The organism is Thalassolituus sp. (genome assembly GCF_984348125.1).
Genome location: NZ_CFHJLR010000026.1, coordinates 1 through 18,692 on the forward strand (window position 1 = coordinate 1; position 18,692 = coordinate 18,692).

Below are 18,692 nucleotides of genomic sequence, written 5' to 3' on the forward strand. Positions count from 1 at the left end.
ACTCGGAGTCAGGCTTTTTCATTTGCTGTCCCAAAACTGTGGGACAGCAGTGGCACAAGGTGCCGGCTTTTCTAATTAAACGTCAGTATTACTGACGCTTACCTTCGACGTGCAGTTCGATTTCAACGTGAGTCGATGCTGGGCCGAGATTGTAATCAATACCATAGTCGCTGAGCTTCAGTTTTGTGGTGCCCATAAAACCAGCGCGGTAGCCGCCCCATGGATCATCACCTTCACCGATGCGCTCTACCGGGAAGGTAATGCTTTTGGTGACACCGTGCAGCGTAAAGTCACCTGTGATTTCGCCAGTGCCTTCGCCAGTGGATTTAAAATCGGTGCTTTTGAACGTCGCGGTTGGGTATTTCTTCACGTCCAGAAAGTCACCACCTTTCAGGTGCTTATCACGCTCAGCATGGTTTGAGTCAATGCTGGTGGTGTCGATAGTCACTTCAATCGATGAATCTTCCGGTGCAGCTTTGTCGTATTCGAATGAACCGTCGAAGTCGTTAAAGCGACCTGTCAGCCAGCTGTAGCCGAGGTGCTGGATTTTGAAGTTGATTGACGCGTGCGCACCTTCGTTATCGATGTCGTAGGTTGCCGCCTGAGCGACAGAGGTCATCAATGCAGCGCCAGAGATTGCAGTCGCGATTAACAGCTTTTTCATAGTTACTCTCCTTTGTGAGTATTTACTTCTGTGGACGGATCATGCGTTTCAGGGTGCCGTCGCGGTTAATAAAGTGGTGTTTGAATGCAGCCAGCGCATGGACAGAGACAAGGCCAATCAGTCCCCATGCCAGCCACTCGTGAATTTCTCCAGCAATGTCCTCCTGATTGTCTGCTGTCAGGCTGGCAGGAACATGAAACAAACCAAAGACATCAATGCTGCGTCCGTCTGCGGTAGAAATAAGATAGCCCGTAATAAACAAAGCGGCGAGGAGCGCGTACAGCCCCAGGTGCGCCAGGTGTCCGGCCAGATTCTCCAGAGGCTTTTCTGACAATCCTTTCGGAGATGGGTTCATCTGGCGCCAGATAAAGCGGGCAGCGACAGCGATGGCCAGCAGAATGCCTGCTCCTTTGTGCAGATCCAGCGAGCCTTTGTACCAGGCGTCGTAATAAGTCAGTTCGACCATGTACAGGCCAAGGCCAAACATGCCGAATACAACAAGCGCAACCAGCCAGTGCAGGGTAATGCTTATCCAGCCGTACGAGTGCTCCGTGTTTTTAAGACTCATATCGTCCTCCATCATCTGCTATCACTCTAGCTGCTGCTGGGTTTGCAAAAAAGGCATAAAAGCGGACAATAGTTGTGCATAAATGCACAGAATTATTTTCTCGGGCCACTTCAGGTTGATGTCATGGACAAAAACATTCGTTGGGACGACCTTCGTATCGTCTATCTGGTGGCTACTTACGGCAGCCTCAGTCGTGCGGGCGAGGTTCTTGGAGTCAATCACAGTACCGCTCAAAGGGCCGTTGGCAGGATTGAAGAGGCTCTCGGTACCCGTCTGTTTATCCGCCACCAGAGAGGCTATCAATTAACGGACGGCGGTCGGCTCTTGGCTGAGCGGATGCGCCCGATCGCGGCTGAAGTGCAGCGACTTTGCAGCACTTTATCCACCGTAGAGAGCGCACCCAGCGGCACCCTGAGAATTTCGACAGTGACCGATTTTTCGCCGTTTTTTGCGCCCTTACTGCACGACTTCCGGCGCGAATATCCACAGATCCGGGTTCAGATCGTTGCAACAGATGACATTCTGTCGCTCGCAGATGGTGAGGTACATGCGTCAGTACGTATCGGTGCTGAACCCTCAGAGCCCGACCTGATCGCAAGAAAGCTGATGCCGGTCGGGCTGTCCTTTTATGCGTCGCAGGATTATCTGGATCAGTTCGGTCGGCCTGCGGACATGACTGAGATCAATGCGCATCAATGGGTGTTACCGACAGGGGATAAAACGCGGATTCCGGCGATACGCCAACTGATCGAGCAGGTTGCTCCGGGTCAGATTGCTTTCCAGAGTAATAGTTTTAATGACATCGAGGCGGCAGTGCGTGCAGGTATGGGGATTGGCCCCATGAGTGTGGTGAATATGAGACACCCGGATGGGCGTGAGCAGCCTCTACAGGAAATTCTGTTACCGCTGGACAGTGAGCCATCTCAAATGTGGTTGGTGTACCACAAAGACATGCGCCAGAGTGCGCGGGTGAGGGCATTGCAGGAGTTTCTGCGTCGTCGGATACAGCCTTGATGTAGGTTCGTGTAGAGCGGACTGGATCAGGCTATTTTTGCGTTGTCTGCACGACTCTGCGTATCGCGGGTATCAGAAAGGCCGCCCGGGCCAGAAGGAACAGATGAAACGCAAGCCATAAAAGGGTGTTAGCGCTTACTTCGCCGTTGACTGCCCAAGCGGCAAGCAGCTCTGGGAGTTGCCCCGCAGGTAGTGCCGGAAGCAGGGCGATAGGAAAGAAAACCAGCGCCGCCGCAGCCAGCATTGAATTTCGCATGGATGCGGTTGCCTGAGCTCCGACCATCACACCATCAAGCCAGTAACTGGCGACGCCCGATAAGGGCAGTAGCCAGAGCCAAAGATGCATTTCCTGCAGGCGGGGGAGCACGTCTTCGTTATCCGTAAGCAAACGGAAGAGGTGGTCGCCTGCGAGTACAAAGAGTCCGACGAGGATGAAGGCTGCAATCAGGCTGTTTATGCCCGTGAGCTGGATTGCTTTGCGCATCTGTTGTGGTTGAGCAGCGCCCAGAAAGCGCCCGACTAGGCTTTCTGCTGCGTGAGCAAAACCGTCAAGGGCATTCGATATCAGAAGAAGCAGGCTGATTAGCACGGCGTTTGCGGCTAATACTTCTGTGCTCTGAGCGGCGCCGAGCGCGGCAAATGATGCGAATACGATCAGCAAAGTCAGGGTGCGGATGAACAGATCCCGGTTGATCACAATCATGCGCTTGAGGATGGCTCTGTCGGGTAGTGGCAGACGCAATGTAAGGCCTCGCTGAACCGCCGCAATCAGTGCGATCATCAGAGCGCCAGCGTCTGCCAGTACAGTACCCAGCGCGACGCCAGTAGCGCCCATATGCAGGTGCCAGACAAAGTAGTAATCCAGACCCGCATTAAGCAGGTTGGCGGAGATGAGCATCAGCATGGGGATACGGGTTTCCCCCCGACCAATAAACCAGCCAATGAGGCAATATTGCAGCAGGGTCACCGGAATCCCCCAGAATCGGGTGCTCAGGTAGTCGGCGGTGAGCGCATGAAGTGTCGGGTCATCTCCGAATAATGGCAGCAGCAAGGGTGTCAGTACCTGTGCAGCAATAATGCAGAAAATACTCACGGGTATCGCCAGCCAGATGGCTTGCTGAAGCAGAGGTAGGGAATTATCTATGCCTTTCTGGCCGACAGCATGCGCCGTGACGGATGTCGTCCCCATCCGCAGAAAACCAAAACTCCAGAGCAGCAGGGTAAATATCTGAGCACCAATGGCCACGGCGGCTAGTGGTTGGACGTCGTCGAGATGGCCAAGAATCGCGGTGTCGACCAGACCCAGCATAGGCACTGTGATGTTACTGAGAATGATGGGCCAGGCGAGGGCCCAGACAGTGCGTTGATTTGCCGCAGGCAGAGAAGTGGTCTGACCTGCTACACTGGCGCCTGAAGTCATTATGGGGAAGCCGTATGCGTGGTGAAAGAAGCGCTATTGTACTGTGTTCAGCACTATTTGCGGTGTTGCTGGCAGCATTTGTCGCAGGATGGCTGAGTGCGCCACCCTCTCCACAGGAGCGTCTTACACGTACGGCGGGTGTTGAGATGTTCGCTGGTGGCCAGGTTGATGAGCTGACGTTTATCAATGAATACGGAGACACCGTATCGCTGGCGGATCTTAAGGGACGCTGGTCACTTCTGTTTTTCGGCTACACCTATTGCCCTGATATTTGTCCAATGACACTGATGCACATGAATCGTCTGATGAAGCGCCTGAGTGAAGACGAGCGTGAGCAGTTGAACGTGGTGCTTGTCAGCGTTGACCCAGAACGTGACAGACCCGAGCAGCTTGGCCAGTACATGGATTACTTCAACCCGGATTTCACCGCACTGACGGGCAACCCTGACAATATGAAAAAACTCGCGGCACAGCTGAATGCATTTTATGCCCATGTCGACCGGGAGGATGGCGGCTACCTGATGGATCACAGCGCCAACATAGTGTTGCTGGATTCTAAGCTGAATTACAGGGGCTATATTGAGCCCCCGCATGATCCGAAGCGGATGTTGCCGGTTATCCGGTCTCTGCTGGCTTTACCCTGAAAGGGGGCTGAGGCGTGTTTCGCTGCTGGCTCAGCGCTTGCGGCGAAACGTCAGACTAACGACAAACAGCAACATGGCGGTGACCACAATACTCGGTCCTGCTGGTGTATCCCAACGGAACGACGCCCACATCCCAAGCAGAACAGACACAATCCCAACGACCGAAGCAATAGCGGCCATCTGACGGGGGCCTTTACTCAGTGCATGGGCGGCCGCTGGAGGCATAATCAGCAGGGCGCTGATCAGCAGAATCCCCACGACTTTCATCGCCAGAGCGACTGTCATGGCAAGCAGTAGGATCAGCATCAGATCAAGTAGCATCACCGGCCGGCCTTCGATTCTGGCCAGTTCCGGACTGACGGTAACCGCCAGCAGAGAATTCCAGAAACAAAGCACTAAGGTCAGCGTGATGGCGGTGCTTCCCAGTAACCAATACACGTGGCCCTCATTAATGGCCAACAGGTCACCAAACAGATAACCCATCAAATCGACCCGGATACCGTCCGCAAGGCTCAAAGCAACCAGGCCGATTGCGAGAGTGCCATGAGATACGATGCCGAGCAGTGTGTCAGCAGACAAACGGCTGGCGAGTTGCAAAGGCAGAAGAATAAGCGCCAGTGACGCCGAACCCACCACCAGGGCCAGCGTTGGGTCGAGGTCGGTCAGAACACCAAAGGTGATACCAAGTAAGGCGCCGTGCGCAAGGGTATCGCCAAAGAACGCCATGCGGCGCCAGACAACGAAGCTACCCAGAGGGCCGGCACTGACCGCAAGAAGCAGTCCGGCAACGAGAGGCATCAGCCACCAGGTCTGCAAACCGTCAATCATGGTGATGTCCTGCATTGGTGTGTGGGCTGCTATGGTCGTGGTCACAGTGTTCATGATCATGATGGTGGGTGTAGTAAGCGATACCATCGTCAAGGCGGCGACCAAAAAGCTCAAGATAGGCAGGGTCGGCAGAGACTGTTTCCGGGTGCCCTGAGCAACAGACGTGGCCGTTCAGGCAGATGACTTCATCGGTGGCTGACATAACGAGATGCAGGTCGTGTGAAATCATTAACACGGCACAGCCCAGTTCGTCGCGCAGTTGCGGAATCAGCTGATACAGCTCCAGTTGCCCCTGCACATCAACGCCTTGCACCGGCTCGTCGAGAACAAGGAGTTCAGGCTCCACTAATAAGGCACGGGCCAACAGTACCCGTTGCCACTCACCACCGGATAAATCATGAACGCTCTGGTCCTTCAGGCTGGTAATGTTCAGTCGCTCAAGCCAGTGGTCAACCGCAGCACGGGTGCTACGTCGCGTGAGTCGCAGAAACTCGTCGACGTTCAACGGCATACGCTGATCCAGAGGCAGGTTTTGCGGCATATAGCCGATACGCAGTTGCCGTGAGCGAATAATTTTACCGGAATCCGGGCGGACGAGGCCGAGCAACACTTTTGTCAGAGTCGACTTACCACAGCCATTGGGGCCGATCAGTGTAATGATCTGGCGTGGCTGAATATCCAGGCTGATCTGATCCAGTACTTTCTTCTGGCCAAAGGTGAGGCTCAGATTGTCGGCCCTCAGAATGGGCTCTTTACTCATGCCGTTGCCTTACAGTTCTGACACAGGCCTGTCAGTTCGTGGTTGCTGGTTTCGATGCTGAAGCTGAATTTCTTCACCAGAGTCTCGTGCAGCTTCTTGATCTCTTTCGCGGGCAGTTCGGTCGCATTACCGCATTCTTTGCAGATAAAGAAGCCGGTGTCGTGTTCATGGCCGGGGTGATCACAGCCGACGAACGCATTAAGGCTGCTGATGCGGTGAACGACGCCCAGCTCGAGCAGGAAATCCAGGGCGCGATAGACGGTCGGAGGCGCTGAGTTAAACCCTTCTTCACTTAACTGCGCCAGAAGATCATAAGCACCCGTAGGCTTATGGTTCTGCCACACCAGCTCAAGCACCCTGCGTCGCACAGGCGTCATGCGTAAGCCACGCTGTTCACACAGAGTTCGCGCGGTGTCCATAGCGGTGGATATGCAGTGATTATGATCGTGCTGTTGTGAAGCGGGCATCAGACCAGTCCTTAGGTTATAATGTTGCAATTTTACGAAAGACGATAAAATTAGCCAGAGTTATGTTCAGACGATTTGCTGTAATGGTGAGTTTCACCATGTTATCACTGTTTGCCCACGCCGATCATTCCCCCAAGGTGCTCGCCAGTATTCATCCTCTGGGGTTGATCGCGTCATCGGTTGTAGACGCGGAGCAGCTCGATGTTCTGCTGCAACCCGGCGTGACCCCGCATGATTTCTCTTTGAAACCTTCGGATATTGATCGCCTGCAGGAGGCTGACGTCATCTTCTGGTCAGGTGCCCGAATAGAACCTTATCTGTCAGGGTTCGCGCGCCGCTGGCCGGACAAACATTGGATCGATATTTCAGCTTTCGCCTCAGAAGCGAGTATCAAAGATCCGCATTATTGGCTTTCGCCACCTGCTGTCGTCGCCGCACAAAAGGCGTTGGCGGAGGTGCTTGGCGCTGATTCAACGGACTTCGCTGATCAGGTCGCGCAGGCGGTGGCGTATAGTGATCGGGTATTGGCCCCACTGAAAGAGCGTGGTTTCTTTGTTTTCCACCGTGCCTACGATCACTGGGTGACCGAGTTTGGTCTAAATCAGGTCGGTGCTTTCACGATTACCCCTGAACAGAAACCTGGCATGCGTACAATACAACTGATGCGTGAGCAGCTCAGAGCAGGTCAGGTAGCGTGCATTTTTCGCGAACCGGAATATTCTCCTGCACTGGTGGTGAAAGTGGTTGGAGATCTCCCTGTAAAACAGGGTGAACTTGATCCTCTGGGTGGAAGTATCTCTCTTTCCCGCGACGGTTATCCCTATTTTCTTCGGGACATGGCCGACCGTGCGGTACACTGCCTCAGTGAATAAATAATCGGGCCTGGTCTTTCGTCATAAGACCAGACCGGTATATTTATCTTTCTAAGTATCAGAATAATAAAATAAATAGGAAGATCGCGTGTCGCAGAGCTATCCCTTTTATGACTTAACCCGTTTTACCTGGCTGACCAATATTGTCTCTGTTTTCCCGGGGGCGCTATGTGTTGCAGGTCTGGTTCATGGTTTCTGGAGCTGGCAGGAGCTGTCAGTATTGCAAGACAGTACAGCACTGACATCGCTCACTGTGGGTATACGTGAGCAGTTGCAGACAGACACCCTGATTCGTGAAGCTCAGGTCATGACGACCCTGGTGCTGGTACTTTTTTACACGTATTGGGTCTATTATTCATCGCGCAATATGATGTCGCTCTTTGAGGAGCATACCCGCAGTACCAAGCAATCTTTTAAACTGTTTCTCAGCCTGTTGAAGCGCCTGCACAAAATTACTCGCTTAATTGATGCGATGCGCTACGACAGCATTCCGCCTGATCATGATCATAAACCGGCTGCCTGGTTGTTACCTGTCTGGTCACTGTCGCTTGTATCAGCCAACGTCTGCAAACTGACCGCTGTGTATATGATGAGCTCAGCAGCTACGATTGCCGATTTTAAAACCGTCATGTTGTGGGCTTTTTCTGCCTACGCGTTTTATCTGGTTTTTTATATTGTGACGGCACGTATTACCTTTGAGGTTGTATGGCTACAGAAGCTCAGCCACGACTATCACTCGATCCGTTTATCAGACGCTGACTGATTTCTTCTTATCCATAAAAATGCCGCGCTGACAGCTCAGAGCGGCACTTTATGGATGACCTTTGCCAGTGCGATCAGCGGGCCTCGGTCCCATCCTGGTACCCTGCATCCCAACTCGCGGCGAGAAGATCTGAGCTATATGGATTTACCTTGCGGGCTTTGGAATTACCTTGTTTGAAGCCTTCATCATAGGCATCCTCAACGGTCACATTCTCTTCGCCACCACTACTGAAGGCGCGGCGGAAGGCGACCTGAATGTCGTCCAGAAACACATAAGTACATGGCACCAACAAGAGGCTGACGAGTGTTGCGAAAAGTACGCCGAACGCCAGTGAAATAGCCATTGGAATCAGGAACTGAGCCTGCAGGCTGGTTTCAGAGATCAAGGGTATCAGGCCCACAAACGTGGTCAGTGAGGTCAGAAGAATCGGCCGGAAACGGGCGATACCGGCTTCAATCACGGCATCGTATGTACTGGCTCCTTTTTCCCTGCGGTTATTGATGTAATCCATCAATACCAGGTTATCGTTCACCACAACGCCACTGACAGCCACCATGCCAATGTATGACCAGGATGTGATGACCATACCGAACAGCTGGTGGCCAATGACTGAGCCCATGATGCCGAAGGGGATGGCATAAATAATAATAAAAGGCTGCATGTACGACTTGAACAGAACCGCCAGCAACAGATACATAGCCAATACAGCGACCATGTAATACTGGAACAGGGTCGTCATAAATTTACTCAGGTCGCGCTGCTGACCGCCTCTCGCCCAATCCATTCCTGGGTACTGACGCACCAGCGATGGCAGTATTTCGTTCTCAACTACACGCTGAACATTCTGTACTGAGTTACGGCCGGTATCGATAAAGGAAGTCACCGTGACCACGCGCTTACGGTTGTTGCGCTTGATGTGTGTCGGTGCGTCCTGATACACGATATCCGCGATCGCAGATAAAGGAACATATTGCCCGGGAGCGTACTTCACGTGCATGTTTTCGAGGTGCCATGAAGAGTCGCGTTCATCGTCCGGAAGGCCCAGCCAAACCTCGATTTCATCGTCGCGGGTCTGTACATTCTGAACAACCTTGCCCTGGAAGGCCTGGTTGATCTGGGCAACAACGGTTTGCTGCGTCAGGCCCAGCGAGCTGGCATTGTCGCGGAGAATAATATCGGCCTGCTGTTTGGTGTTCTCCTGCGTATGACGCACATCGTATGCACCCGCGAACCCTTTCAGATGGACCATTAACTGATCGGCTGCTTCTTTCAGATCTTCCTGGTCGTTGGCTGACAGCTCGATCTGAATATCGGGCCTGGCTGGGTTAAGACTGGCGCTGAAGCTCAGCTGGCTGACGCCGGGGATATCTCCAGCAATATTACGCCAGCTGGAAATAATCTCGCGGCCACTGATGCGGCTGGTTCTGTCAGAAACCAACTCCAGCGTAATATTGGCCAGGTGATCACGGTCCTGGCTGCTCTTCATATTACTCTTGGATTCGTTAGGCCCGATGACCGCATAGATATGGTCAATGGTTGCGACACCTTCCATTTCGTAGCGGTGTTTCAGAAGCTCTGCTGCACTGGTCAGGCGCTCAACAGCCATTTCGGTTTTTTCCCGCGGGGAGCCCTCTGGCAGAACCAGTCGTGCCACGACCGAGTCAGCTTCGACCGGTGTAAACAGAGAGGACTTAATCCACCCGGTAAGCATCATTACCAGCATCAGGGTGAAGGTGATGGAGAATACCAGAATAATGATGCCTTTCGCCTGAAGTGCACCACGCAAGGACGGCAGATAAATCGTGCGCATAAAGCTCTGCAGGGCGCCATCAAACTTTGATTGAATTTTTTCGAGTGTGGAAGGCTCTTTTTTAATATTAACTTTCTGCGCATGAGACAAGTGAGCCGGCAGAATCAGGAAGGACTCAATCACCGAGAAAATAAGCGTGGCGATAACGACGATAGGAATCGCCTGCATCATTTTTCCTTCGGGGCCGGGCAGCCCGATCAAAGGAATAAACGCAATGACCGTAGTAATTACCGCGAACAGAATCGGCTTATAAACCTCGAAAGCCCCTTCAAGTGCTGCCTCGGTACCATAAATGCCTTTTTCATTGCGGTTGTGAATCGCCTCAGCGACCACGACCGCATCATCGACCACGATCCCGAGAACGAGAATAAAACCAAACAATGACACCGCATTGATGGAGACATCGTACATTGGCATCGCAAACAGAGCACCGAAGAAAGATACCGGAATACCCATGCTCACCCAGAATGACAGACGGCCATTCAGGAAGAGAAGCAAGGTAATAAAGAGCAGTACGAGACCCGCAAGTGCGTTCTCCAGCAGCATGCTGATGCGCTCTCGCAGGTGCTTTGATTCGTCCTGCCATACGTGTGTTTTGATGGTCTCGGGTAAGCGCAGGCCATCTACATAGGAGTGCAGGTCATCGGCGATGTCCATAATGCTCTGATCGCCAACCCGATAAATGTCGATCGAGGCGGATGGCGTGCCATCAAAGCTTGCGTTCGTCTCGCTGACATAGCGGGTATCTGTGATGATCGCGAGATCGCGTAGCAGAATCTCTGCACCGGTTGAATCTGAGTAGATAACGATATTGCGATAGGCTTCAGCCGAGTCTTTGTACGCATCACTGGTAATCAGAATGTCGCCGTCCTGAGTTTCCAGTACACCACCGGGCAGGAAGCCCGTCTGCTGACGGATCATTCCAGAAATATCGTCGAACGTCAGATCGTACTTCTCAAGATTATGAGCCGGTACTTCGATACGGATTTCGGACTTCGACATATCCTGCAGTTCAATCACGCTGATGTCTGGCATATCCATCAGGTCATTGCGTATTTCACGCGATGTTTCTGCGAGAGCGGCGTAACTGGTGTTGCCGTAAATAATTAATTTAGCAACGCGGTTTTTAACAGACAGCTCCTGTAACGTCGGTGTTTCGGCGTCGTCAGGGAGCAGGCCCTCTTCATTAATTCGACGGGATATTTCGTCAGAAATTTTATCGGTTTCGTAGCCGTCGGCGATGTCGACCGTCATGCTACATAAGCCATCATAGGCAAAGGAGGTCAGGTTTTGTGTACCCTGAATATCGTAGATGCGATTTTCAATGGCCTTACAGACACTGTTTTCAATGGTTTCAACATTACCACCTGGCAGTTTAGTCTGAATGCTAAGGCGGTCGAGGGTGACATTGGGGATAAGTTCTTTGCGTGTTTCAGGTACGGCCATCAAGCCCAGGGCAATCAGGCAGAACATCAACAGATTGGCAGCAACGGTGTTCTCCGCAAACCAACGGATGATCTGTTTCATAAGTCAGCCTCCGGCAGGTTACTTCTTGCGAATTGGTTCGACGGTCATGCCTTCGACAAGACGGTTAAAGTTGCCAGCGACTACCCGGGTGCCCGGTGGCAGCGCAGTATCAATATAAGCGAATTCCTTGCCGCGATAGCGGATGGTCACAGGCTGGCGCTGAATCGTATTGTCTGCGTTAATCATCCAGATGGCATCACCAGAGAGGATGACCTCTCGCGGCAGGATACGCATATTTTCAATTTCCTGGCCGCGGATTTCAGCTTCAAGGAACGAGCCTGGTACCAGGTAGCGACCGGTATTGCTGTACATTTCATCGCCGTTGACTTGCGCAATGATATAGAGAAGCTGGTTAGCACTGCGCTCACCGTCAGTGCGCACAATGTAGCCGCTCCATTCGTCGCCACTCTCGTAGTCTCGCAACGTCACCTGAGGCATAAAACTTGGTCCGGTCTCAGTGCTGGTATTTTCTTCAACACCGATGATCATAAGCTCAGCGTCGTTCAGCGGTAGACGAACTTCAGCCTGATCCATGCCGTACAGGACCGCAACCGGTGAGCCGGTCTGTACCAGATCACCTTCGTTAATGAACACATCAACGACTTTACCTTCGATTGGCGAGCTGATTTTAGTATTTTCTAATTGGTCATAGGCGTATTGTAGGGCGGCCTCTGCGGCTTCCACCTGTGAGTTTGCGTAGGCAAGCTGAGGTACGAAGCGCGCGTAGTCTGATGCGTTACGTCCTGCCTGACGACGAGCTACGCGTGCATTTGCTTCGGTTTCTTCCAGCCGTAACTTTGTTTGGGTCAGTTGCGCTTTCTTCTGGGCTATATCAAGAATAAGAGGCTGTTCGTCGATCTGAACGAGTAACTGGTCAGCATTCACGATTTCGCCTTTTTTCAGCTCCGGAGCAATATCCGTCACCAGGCCAGATACCTGACTGGCTATCTTATGGACGCGTGAAGCCGAGACCCGTCCGCGGCTGAAAATAGGGATCGACTGCGTGGAGATACGCACCTCTTTGTACGGAACCTGAGGAATTGCGACCTTAACTTCCTGAGTCTGAGGTTTAGGCGCATTGATGTACATGGTGTATCCGGCGTATCCGGCAGCAGCGAGAATAACCAGGCCGATGATAAAAAATTTCAACTGTTTCATATTGCTCTCTGTTGCAAATAGCGAGCGCGCGGGCAGCCGGTGTTACTGAGGCAGATAATATTTTTTGCTACAGGCGCGCAGTTTCGAGATACATCAGCCCTTCAGGGTTCAGGTCGGGCGTTGGGTCGTCACCGTAGCCACATATAAAGTGAAGGCTGAATAATTCTTCTTTTTTGTATTTATCGGTTACCTTTTGCAAAGGGTCTTCCGTATCGAAGCCAACGACTAAGGCATCATACTCACTATCTTTCAGTTCCTTGCGTGCGTATGCGAGAAGATCTGCAAAGATATCACTGCGATTGTCTTTAAATACATTACAGTGCAGATAAATATAGCTGGTCAATGAGCCCGCAGGTGGGAGTGACAACCCTCCCGCGATCTTTGTGTATGCGTTGTAAAACGGACGTGCGTACTGAATCGCCTTAGAATATCCCGCGATTCGCGTCTGTTTAAAGGCCTTCTGATCCCAGAATCCGGTCATTCCCACCAATTCATCGCCTTCAAACGCCAGCAAGAAGTCGTTTAGTTTAATGTCGCGGTAGTAACTGTCTCCGGTTTCTACTCTGGAGAAGTCGTAGCATGGGTAGAACTGTTTTTTCGGGGCATTGGCATCAAAAAATGCCTGCATCGTTGGGATATCAGCGCTCGTTGCACGACGGATATTAAGATTGATGACATGTTTCTCGCGTCGATGCAGTTCGATCATATTGGTGCGATGACGACGAAACGCATTGTATGTTGGCTGTACCTTAATGCGGTTACCGCCAACGGTATCGAGAGATGCTTTGTTCTCTTCGAGAATGACGGTCTGGTAATTATCACTGCCAATAAGGCTTTTGACGGTTTTAAAAAAACGCAGCAGCGTGCGTCCACCCTGATAATCACGGTGGATACGCAGGTCACTGCCGTAGCGCATGGATTTACGCTGGCCATTTTCAAACACATCACGGAAGCCCATGCTGAAGGCTCCGGCAATGCGATGTTGTTCGGTGTCTTCCATGACCCACAGGTCGCGGGTCGTTGTGCCTACGTCAGTCGCATGGAAGTAGTTTGGCTCGCGTTCAAAGTTCAGCTGGATACTGCCTTCCTGTGGCGTATCAGACAGCAATTCACTCAGCCCCGGTGCATCCTCTTCGATGGTAGGGCGAATGATAAAGCGCTGACTCATGCATCGGCCTCCGCCGGTTTTGAGTTTCTCAGTATGTCGCTGACGGCGCCTGGCATCTGATCGTTCTGCCAGAGTGCGAGCGGTTCAATCTTAATGTTGCCTGCGACCATTCCACCGGCAATTTTGTGTTCGGTATACACTTCCATCGCGTCAGGCACGATCAGCATTTCTGCATGGCCCAGCTGCCCCAGCTCACGTGCAAGTTTGTAATGGAAGTGCTGGTTCAGTTGCTCTTCCAGTTGCGCGCCAAGAGGTTCCCTTACAGCGATAGCATCTGCACTGCCCGAACACAGCAGGCCATAGACGGGCTTAGCGCGCAGGTCTGACTGTGGAATAGCGATCAGGGTCACAGGGGACAGCCCCATGTTGCCACTGAAGTGATCGATCAGTTTAACCGCTGCATCTGGCGATAATTTTTCGCCGACCATATCAACACCGTCAATACGGCTGATAAAGCGCAGGCACGGACATTGATTAATAAAGTCAGTGACGAGCAGCATATCTTTGGTCTGATAACGTAGGAGGCCATTACCGGTCGTGATGATTGGCCGCACGCGCATGTCTTTCTTCAGTTCCCAGCTGCAAAGAATCTCATTGGTATCGAGGTCTTCAAACTCATAGAAGTGGCTGGTGAACGCCAGTGGATACTCGTCACCCATTGGGAAGGTCACAACACCTTCGGTTGCGAACAGGCCTTTGCCCTGGAAGCCGCTGTGCGGGAATATCGCCTGCAGTTTCTCTGCCCAGCCTTTCGATGAAGAGGTGTCCCATGAGCTGATCAGTGCCAGGTTTGGCCAGATAGCTTTGGTGAAGGCCGGAGTGATTTCTCCGTCCCACTTTCGCATATAAGCGGCGGCAGCCTCATTCTTCGGAGGTTCGATATTTTTCAGGCTATCGAACGGAGCTACCCATCGGCCAGTTTCGAGCACTTCGGCGATTTTCTCGCGGTGTTCCTGCATAACCTGCAACAGGCTCATGGCGAAGGTTGGGCTCCAGACCGACATAAAGGAAAGATCAGTACAGGCAACCAGATAACAGGACGTCGCGAAGAATGACTCGTCTGAGCTTTCAGCCAGAGATACGCCTTCGGGTACCGCCATGGTGCCGGCCATAAACAGTCGCTTCCACCAAGGCAGCAGTTGCATGTCGTCGTTGATACTTTCACTGACCTGGTCGCGCAGGTCACTTGGCACCCAGGACAGAGACCAGTAGTGACGGCCTTTCTTTATCCCCGGGAAGTTGGCGTACAGGTCAGACATCCATGGGCTGATGGCTTCATCGGCCTGATCCAGAAATGGACGCGTGTATGGAATCCATTTGATTTTCGAGGTGGAGCCTGATGTTGGCTGGTAGCGATCACAGCTTGAGGTCGTCAGCATCGGCTTACCGCTCTTCTGCTGCTCGACAATCATGTCGTGCCAGTAGTTGTAGTCTGTGATGGGCACCTGCTGACGGAACTCCTCGACCGTCATATCCTTACGCAGGCTATGCTTAACGGCGGACTCCGCACCCACAACCATGTTCAGGGTGTCGCTAAGAATTGAACGCTGAACGCTCTCAACGTCATAACTGGCGTCAATGAATTTTCGTGCGCCCTTACGGGTCAGCGTGGATGATGCAAAATGAAGCAGCGACGTGGTCAGGTTCTTCAGAGCAGACATCTGACAGGCTCCTGTATCTTTCTTTGTGTGGTGAAGACTTTCATCGGTGTCAGGCTCTGAGCCCGGCAGCACTGGCCGGTATCAAAAAACCGGAATCTGACAATTAGATGAAAGGCACTATTGTTTATTATTATCCGTGCTTCCTTCGCCAGGTGCGGAGATCAGAACGGGCCTGCGATTTAACCATAAAGTCTTAGGCAACTGAATTGCCCCAGCTGGTCTGAGTGTGTCTTTGGCGCATATTACGTACTATGTCACACTTCAGGCCAGCTGCAGGCGGTGTTATGCCGCCTGACGAAGGTTCTTACGGGCTGGACGACGCCGCCCGAAGGTGCTGCGCATCAGTTTCTTGAAGAAAATCCCGATCGTCGAAAGGCCGATTTCACCAACGCAGGGCAGCTCAGTGCCACGACGCCATTCAGGATTGCGCTCCTCAAAGAAACGGATGGATGAGTTGCTGGCACGCATGCGAGGCGTGATGTCCGCGACATCTTCTTTCAGCGCATGGTAGCCCTCGCCGAAGTCGAGGATCTTCTCTTCTTCTTTATAGTAAGTCGGGTACAGCTTCTGGCAGTATTGCTGCATCAGACCTTCCATCTCATGGTCGTGGTGATCGTGGCGTGGATAGAAGCGTTGAAAGTTATTGGCCATCAGCAGATAGGTTTTGTAACCCTTCGAAATCAGTAACCAGAACATCGGCGTGGTAGGGCGTAACATCTTCGCTTTCAGCATTTTCATTGCGAACGCAGTATGCAATGTTTTGTTGCCCCAGAATTCAGGCTCAACAATAGTATCGCCAGTGAATACGCCAATGGCTTTCTTGCCCTGGTGCATCAATTCGACTTCATTGTAAGTACTGAATCCCACGATTTTCCCGGTGGTCTTGTTCTTCAGGATCATGACGCCTTTCTTTTCACTCATATCCTTAATAAAGGTTGTGAGATCGGCGTTCTCGTAGAAACGGGTGAAAATGCTGTGCATTTCGACAAGCTTAGCGATGTTTATTTCGTTGATAGGAAAGAAACGACAGGTGAGTTTCGCTTTTTTAGTCATTGTAGCCTCGATATTTTTTTATTGTTTTTATAACCGCCTCGCCAAACAGGATGGGCGGAATCTGCAATCCATTGTCAGAACCTGACCAGAACCAGGTGTCCTTCAAGCAGCTGCTCCGGGGCCAGCGGCCGGGAGAAACTGTTCGTATTTGTGATCTGTGAACTTATGTTAATTATATTTTCGGGCCAGTGACCAGCGTTTTGATAAAGGTATCAGAGCGGTATTCCTCCCTAATATGACACTGGTCATAATTGTGACATTGTAGGGTTTGAATAAGCCATACGGGCCCGATATGGCTTTGCATAACCCTTATTCTGCAGGAATTGACCTGTTTAGGGAAGTCTGAAGGGATTTTGATTTTAAGCATTGCCATGACAGAAGTATGTTGCTTTGTTGCAACGCGATGGGGCCTCTCTACAATACGCGGCTGATTCTGAAACATGTGGGCAATCAATATGACATTGGCAGTTGTTACTCTGGCAGCGGGCAAAGGCTCGCGGATGAAGTCTGATCTCCCTAAGGTGCTGCATCGTCTGGCTGGGAAGCCACTGCTGGGTCACGTACTGGATGCTGCTGAGCAGCTCGATGGCGCCACCCAGCATGTTGTCATTGGTCACGGTGCTGAGTTAGTCCGTGAGATGTTCACTGACCGCCCATTGACCTGGGCGGTTCAGATGGAGCAGAAGGGCACAGGGCACGCTGTCGCGCAGGCTTTGCCAGATATTTCTGATGATGCGCTGGTTCTCGTATTGTACGGAGATGTTCCTCTCATCCGCACTGAAACCCTGGCAGGTATGGTTGCCGTTGCTGAGAATGCACTGGCTCTGTTGACCGTAACCCTTGACGACCCGACCGGCTACGGCCGCATCGTTCGCAACGATAAGAATGAAGTGCAGGCTATTGTTGAGCATAAAGATGCCAGCGATGAACAGCGACAGATCTGCGAGGTCAATACCGGCATCATGGCCATGCCTGCGCGTTATCTGAAACGCTGGCTACCAGCGTTGTCGGCGGATAATGCGCAGGGTGAATACTACCTGACGGACGTGATCGCTATGGCTGTTGCTGATGGTGTGGCCGTGAATGCATTACAGCCTTCGTCAGCAACAGAAGTTGAAGGCGTGAACGACCGTCGCCAACTTGCAGCTCTTGAGCGGGAGTTCCAGAGTCAGCAGGCTGACAGCCTGATGGTGCAGGGGGTGGCTCTGGCGGACCCTGCGCGAATCGATGTTCGCGGTACTCTGACGGTGGGGCGTAACGTGAGTATTGACGTTGGTTGCGTATTCGAGGGTGATGTCATCCTTGACGACGATGTTCAGATCGGTGCTTACAACGTGATCCGTAACAGTAAACTAGGCAAAGGTGTTCAGGTTGAAAGTTTTTGCCATATAGAAGAAGCCGTTGTGGCTCAGGCCTGCAATCTTGGCCCTTACGCCCGGCTGCGTCCTGGTGCTGAACTGGCGGACGGTGCTCGTGTGGGCAATTTCTGCGAAGTGAAGAAATCACGGATCGGTAAAGGCTCTAAAGTGAATCATCTTACCTACATAGGTGACGCGGTCATTGGTGAGGGAGCAAACATCGGAGCCGGTACCATCACCTGCAACTATGACGGTGTGAATAAATTCAGGACTGAGATCGGGGATGGTGCTTTTATCGGCTCCAACTCGTCACTGGTTGCGCCAGTGACGGTGGGCGACGGCGCGACAGTAGCGGCAGGCTCGACCATTACTAAGGATGTTGGTGCTGACGAGCTGGCGGTTGCCCGCGGTAAACAGCGCAATATCGCTGGCTGGAAGAAGCCCGGCGATCAGTGATGCTCTTCTGAGCATTTGACTGTGCGTGTGGCTGGGCCTCTGGGCTGATCAGTCCAGCAGATCCAGCGCGAGTCTGACAAAATCCTGCGAGGTGACAATGCCGAGCAGGTTGCCTGCGTCATCGGCGATCAGCAGGCATCCTTCTTTTTCAGCCCTTAATCGTTCACCCGTGGTTTTCAGCGGCGTATCCGCTGGCAGGGTCTCGACTTCTCGGTCGAGACAGTCCAGAACAGGAGTTTTCGCAAGATAGTCCTGCAGATGGTGGGCACCGAACTTATCCGTAATCCGGAACGCTTCCCGCAGGAATTCTTTCTGACTCAGTACGCCCTTTATGGCGCCTGTATCACTGACGACCGGAATATGTCGTACATGGTGTTCACGCATCAACTCTTCGGCATCGCGCAGAGTTGATCCGGTGCCGAGTGTTTTGACGTCGCGGGTCATGATGTCGCTTACGATTCGCATATTTTCAGATCTCATTGATTACCTGACCTAAAGTAA

17 protein-coding genes are annotated in these 18,692 nt (G+C 52.2%); 5 read left to right on the plus strand and 12 right to left on the minus strand.

Annotated elements, in window-relative coordinates; all coding sequences use genetic code 11:
* Positions 1–88 precede the first annotated feature (88 nt).
* Together AC5E51_RS14575 and AC5E51_RS14580 are read right to left on the minus strand one after the other, a co-directional pair.
* Positions 89–664, minus strand: coding sequence for a YceI family protein (locus AC5E51_RS14575; RefSeq protein ID WP_068436828.1), 576 nt, complete (start codon positions 662–664; stop codon positions 89–91).
* A gap of 22 nt (positions 665–686) precedes the next feature.
* Complete coding sequence (locus AC5E51_RS14580; RefSeq protein ID WP_068436841.1) at positions 687–1,232, minus strand: cytochrome b; 546 nt, start codon at positions 1,230–1,232, stop codon at positions 687–689.
* Positions 1,233–1,355: 123 nt separating this feature from the next.
* Here AC5E51_RS14580 and AC5E51_RS14585 point away from each other — a divergent pair, with 123 nt between their 5' ends.
* Positions 1,356–2,246 (plus strand): LysR family transcriptional regulator, encoded by an 891-nt coding sequence (locus AC5E51_RS14585; RefSeq protein WP_068436827.1) that lies wholly within the window; start codon positions 1,356–1,358, stop codon positions 2,244–2,246.
* 31 nt (positions 2,247–2,277) lie between these two features.
* On the opposite strand, the gene AC5E51_RS14590 is transcribed toward AC5E51_RS14585, so the two are convergent.
* Positions 2,278–3,666: an MATE family efflux transporter gene (locus tag AC5E51_RS14590; protein WP_301377966.1), complete on the minus strand. Its 1,389-nt coding sequence runs from the start codon at positions 3,664–3,666 to the stop codon at positions 2,278–2,280.
* 14 nt (positions 3,667–3,680) lie between these two features.
* Here AC5E51_RS14590 and AC5E51_RS14595 point away from each other — a divergent pair, with 14 nt between their 5' ends.
* On the plus strand, positions 3,681–4,310 hold the full coding sequence (locus AC5E51_RS14595) for an SCO family protein (RefSeq protein WP_301377965.1): 630 nt from the start codon (positions 3,681–3,683) through the stop codon (positions 4,308–4,310).
* A 30-nt stretch (positions 4,311–4,340) separates the two neighbouring features.
* On the opposite strand, the gene AC5E51_RS14600 is transcribed toward AC5E51_RS14595, so the two are convergent.
* Genes AC5E51_RS14600 through AC5E51_RS14610 form a run of 3 tightly spaced genes read right to left on the minus strand, consistent with a single transcriptional unit; the run spans position 4,341 to position 6,365 of the window.
* Positions 4,341–5,138, minus strand: a complete 798-nt coding sequence (locus tag AC5E51_RS14600) for a metal ABC transporter permease (protein ID WP_301377964.1) — start codon at positions 5,136–5,138, stop codon at positions 4,341–4,343.
* Complete coding sequence (gene znuC / locus AC5E51_RS14605; protein ID WP_491222648.1) at positions 5,131–5,898, minus strand: zinc ABC transporter ATP-binding protein ZnuC; 768 nt, start codon at positions 5,896–5,898, stop codon at positions 5,131–5,133. The genes AC5E51_RS14600 and znuC overlap by 8 nt, the downstream gene beginning before the upstream one ends.
* Complete coding sequence (locus AC5E51_RS14610; protein ID WP_068436814.1) at positions 5,895–6,365, minus strand: Fur family transcriptional regulator; 471 nt, start codon at positions 6,363–6,365, stop codon at positions 5,895–5,897. Before AC5E51_RS14610 ends, znuC begins: the two co-directional genes overlap by 4 nt.
* 98 nt (positions 6,366–6,463) lie before the next feature.
* Here AC5E51_RS14610 and AC5E51_RS14615 point away from each other — a divergent pair, with 98 nt between their 5' ends.
* Both AC5E51_RS14615 and AC5E51_RS14620 read left to right on the plus strand, forming a co-directional pair.
* Positions 6,464–7,237: a metal ABC transporter solute-binding protein, Zn/Mn family gene (locus AC5E51_RS14615; RefSeq protein ID WP_301377962.1), complete on the plus strand. Its 774-nt coding sequence runs from the start codon at positions 6,464–6,466 to the stop codon at positions 7,235–7,237.
* A gap of 88 nt (positions 7,238–7,325) precedes the next feature.
* Positions 7,326–8,000 (plus strand): hypothetical protein, encoded by a 675-nt coding sequence (locus AC5E51_RS14620; RefSeq protein ID WP_301377961.1) that lies wholly within the window; start codon positions 7,326–7,328, stop codon positions 7,998–8,000.
* Positions 8,001–8,073: 73 nt separating this feature from the next.
* On the opposite strand, the gene AC5E51_RS14625 is transcribed toward AC5E51_RS14620, so the two are convergent.
* From AC5E51_RS14625 to AC5E51_RS14645, 5 genes are all read right to left on the minus strand, one after another.
* Positions 8,074–11,337 (minus strand): efflux RND transporter permease subunit, encoded by a 3,264-nt coding sequence (locus AC5E51_RS14625; RefSeq protein WP_491778760.1) that lies wholly within the window; start codon positions 11,335–11,337, stop codon positions 8,074–8,076.
* An 18-nt stretch (positions 11,338–11,355) separates the two neighbouring features.
* Positions 11,356–12,495 carry an efflux RND transporter periplasmic adaptor subunit gene (locus AC5E51_RS14630; protein ID WP_068436809.1) on the minus strand — a complete coding sequence of 380 codons (1,140 nt, stop codon included), beginning with the start codon at positions 12,493–12,495 and terminating at the stop codon, positions 11,356–11,358.
* A gap of 67 nt (positions 12,496–12,562) precedes the next feature.
* On the minus strand, positions 12,563–13,663 hold the full coding sequence (locus AC5E51_RS14635) for a GNAT family N-acetyltransferase (RefSeq protein WP_301377958.1): 1,101 nt from the start codon (positions 13,661–13,663) through the stop codon (positions 12,563–12,565).
* Positions 13,660–15,324, minus strand: coding sequence for a GH3 family acyl-acid amido synthetase (locus AC5E51_RS14640; RefSeq protein WP_301377957.1), 1,665 nt, complete (start codon positions 15,322–15,324; stop codon positions 13,660–13,662). Before AC5E51_RS14640 ends, AC5E51_RS14635 begins: the two co-directional genes overlap by 4 nt.
* Positions 15,325–15,606: 282 nt before the next feature.
* A complete protein-coding gene (locus AC5E51_RS14645) occupies positions 15,607–16,377 on the minus strand; it encodes a hypothetical protein (RefSeq protein ID WP_068436804.1) in 771 nt (256 codons plus the stop codon).
* 455 nt (positions 16,378–16,832) lie between these two features.
* Here AC5E51_RS14645 and glmU point away from each other — a divergent pair, with 455 nt between their 5' ends.
* Positions 16,833–18,191 carry a bifunctional UDP-N-acetylglucosamine diphosphorylase/glucosamine-1-phosphate N-acetyltransferase GlmU gene (gene glmU, locus AC5E51_RS14650; protein WP_068436639.1) on the plus strand — a complete coding sequence of 453 codons (1,359 nt, stop codon included), beginning with the start codon at positions 16,833–16,835 and terminating at the stop codon, positions 18,189–18,191.
* A 48-nt stretch (positions 18,192–18,239) separates the two neighbouring features.
* Here glmU and AC5E51_RS14655 read toward each other — a convergent pair whose 3' ends face one another.
* Positions 18,240–18,656, minus strand: a complete 417-nt coding sequence (locus AC5E51_RS14655) for a CBS domain-containing protein (RefSeq protein WP_301377955.1) — start codon at positions 18,654–18,656, stop codon at positions 18,240–18,242.
* Between the last annotated feature and the right edge of the window lie 36 nt (positions 18,657–18,692).